8 protein-coding genes and 1 tRNA gene are annotated in these 7,277 nt (G+C 37.0%); all 9 read right to left on the bottom strand.

What is annotated here, in order from left to right; translation table 11 throughout:
• Window positions 1-3 precede the first annotated feature (3 nt).
• Window positions 4-79 (bottom strand) — tRNA-Asp (locus tag HMPREF1865_RS00510).
• A gap of 50 nt (window positions 80-129) precedes the next feature.
• Entirely contained in the window at window positions 130-726 is a 597-nt protein-coding gene (locus HMPREF1865_RS00505) for an MBL fold metallo-hydrolase (protein WP_060918837.1), read from the bottom strand.
• Window positions 727-741: 15 nt separating this feature from the next.
• Window positions 742-2,229, bottom strand: a complete 1,488-nt coding sequence (locus tag HMPREF1865_RS00500) for a TrkH family potassium uptake protein (RefSeq protein WP_060918836.1) — start codon at window positions 2,227-2,229, stop codon at window positions 742-744.
• Window positions 2,230-2,241: 12 nt separating this feature from the next.
• Complete coding sequence (gene trkA / locus HMPREF1865_RS00495) at window positions 2,242-3,582, bottom strand: Trk system potassium transporter TrkA (RefSeq protein ID WP_008713810.1); 1,341 nt, start codon at window positions 3,580-3,582, stop codon at window positions 2,242-2,244.
• Between the two features lie 5 nt (window positions 3,583-3,587).
• Window positions 3,588-4,496 (bottom strand): CvfB family protein, encoded by a 909-nt coding sequence (locus tag HMPREF1865_RS00490; protein WP_060918835.1) that lies wholly within the window; start codon window positions 4,494-4,496, stop codon window positions 3,588-3,590.
• A gap of 1 nt (window position 4,497) precedes the next feature.
• Window positions 4,498-4,860: a ribosome silencing factor gene (rsfS, locus tag HMPREF1865_RS00485; protein ID WP_060918834.1), complete on the bottom strand. Its 363-nt coding sequence runs from the start codon at window positions 4,858-4,860 to the stop codon at window positions 4,498-4,500.
• Window positions 4,861-4,876: 16 nt separating this feature from the next.
• On the bottom strand, window positions 4,877-5,998 hold the full coding sequence (locus HMPREF1865_RS00480) for an LCP family protein (RefSeq protein ID WP_021148082.1): 1,122 nt from the start codon (window positions 5,996-5,998) through the stop codon (window positions 4,877-4,879).
• 12 nt (window positions 5,999-6,010) lie between these two features.
• Window positions 6,011-6,580, bottom strand: a complete 570-nt coding sequence (gene yqeK, locus HMPREF1865_RS00475; protein WP_024061792.1) for a bis(5'-nucleosyl)-tetraphosphatase (symmetrical) YqeK — start codon at window positions 6,578-6,580, stop codon at window positions 6,011-6,013.
• A gap of 3 nt (window positions 6,581-6,583) precedes the next feature.
• A complete protein-coding gene (nadD, locus tag HMPREF1865_RS00470) occupies window positions 6,584-7,198 on the bottom strand; it encodes a nicotinate-nucleotide adenylyltransferase (RefSeq protein ID WP_060918833.1) in 615 nt (204 codons plus the stop codon).
• Window positions 7,199-7,277: the final 79 nt, after the last annotated feature.

The following is a 7,277-nucleotide window of genomic DNA, read 5'->3' as shown; positions in this document are numbered from 1 at the left end:
AAATGGCGACCCCGATCAGATTTGAACTGACGATCTTCGCCGTGACAGGGCGACATGTTAACCGCTACACCACGGGGCCGTAACCAAAGTACTTGCTTAGTATATCGGTTATCAGGACTTTTGTCAACACTATACTACAATATTTTTAATAAATTCTTCCTCATTTTTTAATATGGTAGATTCCCTATGTCCTGGCTCAACAATCAAATCCTTGGACAAGGTTAAAAGATATTTCAAACTCTTAATCAAATCAGCTGGATCACTTTTATAATTATCTGTATTTCCCACATTTTGCTTAAATAAGGTATCACCAGTAAATAGATAACCTTCAATTTCTAAACAAACCGATCCCGCACTATGCCCAGGTGTATGATGAACTAATATATCAAAAGGATCTAAATTTAATTGCCCCTCTACTAAATCATTACAGTGTGTATACATTTTTTTCTTATATACACTTGGTCTCCGTCGAATTAACTGTAACAACTCTTGATCTAAAGGATGTAAATAAGCGGGAATATTATAATGTATACACACTTCATCCAAGGCTGACACATGATCACAATGACCATGTGTCAATAAAACTGCTATGGGCTCAGAATCTGCAACCATATCAATAATGTGGTTACAATGAAAGCCCGGATCAATGATTATAGATTTTCCCTCTTTGATAAGCACATAACAATTTGCTTTATAAAGCCCTAGAGGACGTTTTATAACTTCCATATAGTTCCCGCCCTTCTATAGAATACGATATCGTTTAGGAACCTCTTTTTTAATAAAATACCCTTCCCAAAACTGAGGGTGAAGCATAACTAAAATCGTAAATAACTCCAAACGACCTAGTAACATGTCTACAATAGCAATACATTTAGCAGTATCCGGCATAACACTAAAGGAGTCAGTAGGACCAAAGCCACCAAACCCTAGTCCTACATTGCTAAGAAAGGCCGTAACCACTTGCATAGAATCATATGTATTAAGACCAGTACAAGTCATTAGAAAAACAGATACCACATAAATCATTAAATATAAAAATAAAAATTGATGTGTCATCTGGATCCATTTAGTAGGCATCGGTTTGCCATTAATACGTACTACTTGAACCATATCAGGATGAATTGATTTTCGCAGATAAATTATAGAACTCTTAATCAAAATAATAAGTCGTATAATTTTTACACCGCCCGTTGTAGAACCACTACAGCCACCAAAAAATGTACAAATAAATAACATCATCTGTGCTGCAGCAGGCCACAAATCATAATCACTAATAGCAAAACCACTACCAGTTTGAAGCGAAACTAAATTAAAGGCAGCATTTCTAACAATCTCTAAAGGACTAGAATAGCTAGATTGTAATGCTAGAGATATTGATACAATGGCAATACCAATAAACACTACAAGCCAGTACATACGTGTTTCAAAATCATTAATTAAAACGCGAATTCCTTTTTGAAGTGCATTGTAATACACAGAGAAATTGCCACCAGCAAGAAACATAAAGAATATAAATACGAAACAAATATAATTACTTTGTTCATAAATAAAAGCCCCTGCTGATGTCGGTGCAAATCCACCCGTGGCAATAATAGAAAAGGCATAATTTAACGCATCAAAAGGTTCAATACCGCCAGCCCACAGCATAAGAAAGCAAAGAGCAGTAAAGGCAATATACAACTGCCAAAGCTTGCTGGCCATTGATTGAATACGTGGCATTACAACGCCAGGCTTTGGTACAGATGCCTCTGCATTAAAGAAATGTGCTGCATCTGCTCCTAAATTCTTTAAAAATGATAAGATAAGGACGATGATCCCCATCCCTCCAACCCAGTGCATAAGACCACGCCACAATACAAATGTGTTTGGTAACGCATCAACACTATAAATAATAGTTGCACCAGTTGCAGTAATACCCGAAGTGGCTTCAAATAAAGCATCAAAAACATTAGTCAATATGCCACTCCCCAAAAAAGGTAAAGCCCCCAAAATAACCGTGAATATCCAAGTAGAGGATACAACTAAGAACCCATCACGAATACTAAAGCTTTGACTTTCACAACCGTAATAAGATAAAAGCGTCCCCAAAACTAAAGAAAGGCTTGTAGTTATAAGGAATGACCAATATGCAGTTTCAAATACAACACTGTATATAAAAGGGATTAAAGTAAAAACCCCAAATATATAGAGTAGTCGACCCACTAAGGACATAACGATTTGAATTCGCATAGCCCCTCCTTACTAAGTAAGATATTTAAGCAATTTGCTTACCGATTCAGGTAATGTAAAGAGAACGATATGATCACCATCTAAAATTTGAGTATTACCACGAGGTACGATAGCTTCATTTTCCCGTAAAATTACACCTACTAAGGCCTTCCCAGGTAAACGTATATCTTTCAATTGTTTACCTGCCACAGGCGATTCATTGGTAATTTCAATTTCGATAGATTCAGCTTTACCACCTTCAAAGGTGGAAATAGATACAACCCCTTCTCCACTTCGTACAAAGCGCAAAATTTGACTTGCTGTTAATAAACGTGGAGAAAATACAACGTCAATACCTACTTGCTCCATCAGCATAATATATTCTGGCCGTCCCACACGAACAACGGTTTTTGGGATGCCCATATGCTTACCTACGAGTGCTACTAGTAAATTAAGTTTATCGTCATCAGTTAGAGCAATAATTACATCACTATCAGCAATTTCCTCAGCTTCGAGCAAATCAAAATCAGTGCCATCTCCATTGATAACCATGGCTTTATCCACTTGATTTGCCAGGTTCTCACAACGGTCAAAGTCTTTTTCAATAACCTTCACAGAAAAACCAGCTTTTTCTAGTAATACAGTTAAGTTCCGACCTAAGAGACCTGCCCCAATAATGACAGCCCGTTTATAGAATGTATTATAATTATGGAACCAAAGGTTCTCCACTTCAGAAACGGACTCTTTCAAACCTAGGAAAAATACACTATCATCAGCCTGTAATCGACTTTCACCATGAGGAATAATCATTTCACCATAGCGTAAAATACCAACTAACAGAACACCTTCAGGAAAGCGAATCTCTTTTAATGGCTGTCCTAATAGAGGAAATTCATTATTCAATTTGAATTCCATAAGGCGCACAGCACCCTGTCCGAACTCCTCAACATCTATAGCTGATGGTGTTTCTAAAATTCGTAATAACTCTTGAGCTGTAACCATTTCAGGATTGATGAAGAGATCAACACCTAATTGAGCTCGTATCTCCTCATCCATATGTTCCGCCACACTATTATCGCGAACGCGTGCAATAGTCGTAGGAACACCTTTTATTTTAGCTACCGAACAGGATAGCATATTAACCTCATCTGAATCAGTAACAGCAATAAACATACCAACATCAGACATATCGATTTCATTCAATAATTGAACATCACTGCCATTCCCTAGAACTAGACTAACATCTAACGTATTTTCAAGATTATGAATGCGTTCTGGAGAACGGTCGATGACATATACATCATGATCATCTTGAATAAGTCGTTGTGCTAATGAATAACCAACCTTACCAGCACCTACAATGACTATTTTCATTGACTTTATTCCTCATCTTGGGACTCATTATTAGCAGGCGGTGTCCACTGCAGACCTATGTCGGTAAGTAATGTCCACCCCTCCTCTTGAACAATCTTTTTCTCTTTCATTAAATGCCCCAAAGCACGTTTGAAGGCAGATTTGCTAATGTTAAATTTATCTTTAATCAACATAGCAGAAGATTCATCACTATAAGGCATCTTACCCCCACGATTTAACAGGTACCCCATGATAATATCTCCATCTGAAACAAGAGCCTTTTCCTTTGTAGGACGCATAGAGACATTAACGCGACCATCATCACGTTTGAAAGTAATACGGCCTTCAATCATTTCCCCTACTTTTAACTTTCTCGTCATTTCGGAACGATGCAAAAAGGCAATCCAACGTTCAGGGGTAATAAAAAAAGCCCCCTCACTAGTTAAATTATAGATTGCCCCCTTTACAAGTTGTCCTACCATAGCTTCTGTTGCAGCTTTAGAAGCACGACGCATTTCATCATCTACATCCATGGATACCGCCAAACGACCGGATTTATCAGTATATAGACGAACCCATACTTTTTCACCTACCTGAGGTCTACCACGCATCTCCGCATGAGGCATAAAGATACCACGTTCTGTACCTACCTCAACAAAACAACCAAAATTTGTAGTATTGATAACCTCAACATAACCAATTTGGCCAACCTTCATGGCTGGTAGACGCATAGAGGCAGTTAAACGACCTTTTGGATCTCGATATAAAAAAACCTCGACTTCATCTCCGATAGCCACAGGAGCAATTTGTTGATCTTTATGAAGCAATATATCATCATTAGTATTGCCAGTTTGACCATCTAAAAAAGCACCTTGATCACTAGTACGCAACACTTTTAATGTGGCAATTGTATTTTCCAACAATTCTGTAGCCATATTATACTCCTTCATATGGAACTCGACCAGCATCATTCCACAATTCTTCTAGACTGTAGAATTCACGCAATTCATCACCACCAAAGACATGACAAATTATATCGCCAAAATCCAATAAGATCCATTCACCTTCACGATAACCTTCTCTATGCTGTACTGTTATACCTAATTCGGCTGCTTTATCTTCCATTTCATCAGCAATACTTTGAGATTGCTTACTATTATTTGCACTAACAATTAAGAAATAGTCGCCTAACATAGAAATTCCTTCTAAATCAAGAATCTCAATATCTCTCCCCTTTTTATCAAATGCAGCTTGTGCAAGCTCTAATACGATTTGTTTAATATCTTCTTTCTTTTTCATTATTTAGCCTCTTATCTTATCGCTTACTACCGCTCTCCTCACCAGGTTCTGTGGGCTTTGTAATAGTGCCACCATTATGTTCTGATTCAGGTGCAACCTTCGACGTACTATTAGTTGGTGCAGATATAAATTGTGTCATTTCATTAGCTGGCAAATTACCCATTGTTATCCCTACTAAACGTTGAGCTTCCGTAGGGTTTACCTTCCAATAAGTCGTTTCACCTATAAGCTCTTTTTCTCCAGGAAGAATATAGAAATGAATTTCTTCCTTATTAATTTTGCTCGCATTGTATACCAACTTAATAGCATCTAAAGTAGAAATATTACTATCATAATGATCCCAAATACGCCAAATATGCCATGCATTTGTTAAGAAAAATGCATTATGTTCTTGTTCCACCCACAATTTTAGGAATCTTTCTTGTCGTTGCACACGAGTAAAGGTATCGTGTTTAGGATCTGAATATCGTAAATACGCTAAGGCATTATTACTATCTAAAGTTTGGTAACCACGTCGCAAATCAATATCTATATTGCCTTCTGCATCAATATGTTCCATCGGTTGTTCTACATAAATTTGCTGATTTCCTAACACATCATTAGTTTTCTTGAAGGCAGTTTGATTAACTACTACATAGTACGGGATTGAAATATGGAACATATCCTCAATTACAGCTTTAGTAAGTTCAATGCCTCCTTTTTCATAAATACTATTTAACATAGTCGCATCGGTTTGATCACGATTATCGATTTTACTATTACTTGGAATGCCGATAACGTCCATCGTTTTTTGATCAAGGTTTACAGATAATAGGAATAGACTATCACCTTGACTAGGATTATTGTCATCAGTGCCGATAACCAAAATATATAAAGGTTTATCTAAGCCTTTTTGCTCTACTGATACAGTATTTGCGTCCTGTTTATTTCCACTATCTGTCACGGCTTCAGTAGCTTCAGTAGTTCCTACAATTGCTCTATATGCATAAGATACACCACTATATATGCCATACCCTATCCCACCGAGCAAAGTGAAAACTACAACAATAGCCAAAATAACTCTAGGCCACTTCACAGATGGCTTTTGTTGACGTCTTTTTCTACGTCGACGAGCTCTTGCACGTTCACGTTCGTCCATATAAAAACTCCATTATTTACAAGATTTTAATACATCATTACGACCAAGAATGGTCAAAGGATAAATTGAAAGATGTTGCTCAATAAGGTGGTTAATAGTATTGTCAAAACCAAGCAATACAGCCTTATTTAGATCTTTTTTAGCCATCTTTCGAAGTTCATCAACACCTGGGAAATCACGATTGGGTTCAATATAATCTGCTAAGAATATAACTTTATCTAATTTAGACATTCCCACCTTACCAGTTGTATGAACACGAATAGCTTCTAAAATCTCTGAATCGGTTATAGAGAACTCAAGTTTAGCTCGAATCATACCTGCTAATCCATGTAAAAGATTACCATTGGCTAATAATTCTTCATCAGCTTTGTAATTATTCTCCTTCACCAAATCTTGCATCTCTTTCAAAGGCATTTCTTTAGCACAATCATGTAGCAATGCCGCTAATCGTGCTTTTTCTACATCAACATTATAAAGTTTAGCCAACTGAGTTGCGGATTCAACAACACCTAGAGTATGCTTAAAACGTTTTTTCCCCATCCATTGGCTTACCCTATGCTGTATTTCATCAAACGATAACATCATTTATTCCTTCCCATATATATGGTTTTCTTCTATATAATCCACTACACATTTAGGCAACATATAACGAACTGTCTTTCCAGACCGTAAGCGCTCTCGTAAATACGTAGCAGACAATTTCATTTCAGGCACTTCCATAACATGTATTTTTTCACGTGCTTTAGATCCTAACTCATCCAAAGTAGAATCAATAGCACTTGATCCATCTGGCCTAGTAGCTCCAATAAAATGAACCTCATCTATAAGTTCATCTATAAATTTCCAAGTCGGTAATGCACGAATAGTATCAGTCCCTGCAATAAAGTAAAATTCAACAGTAGAACCATATAGTTTTTTAAAATATTGAATCGTATCAACGGTATACGAAGGGCCTTCTCGGCGCATCTCTACATCAGAAATTTCAAAATTTGGATTATCCGAAACTGCGGCCGCCGTCATAGCATATCGATGATGACTATCAATCACATCATGTTGCTTATGTGGTGGAATACGAGCAGGTACAAAGATAACCTTTTCTAAATTAAAGCTTTCACAAGCCACCTCTGCAATCATTAGATGACCTAAATGAATGGGATTAAATGTTCCACCAATTATACCTATGCGACGTTTATCTACCATAATGTGGTCACTCCCTTAATGACAATGACACAAATAATGATGAATATGAGCAATGCTTTTATATAGGATATCCATTCAT

It is taken from the genome of Veillonella parvula, from assembly GCF_001553335.1.
GTDB lineage: Bacteria > Bacillota > Negativicutes > Veillonellales > Veillonellaceae > Veillonella > Veillonella parvula_S.
Note: the sequence above shows the minus strand (reverse complement) of the source record. Positions and strands in the feature narration are given on the sequence as shown.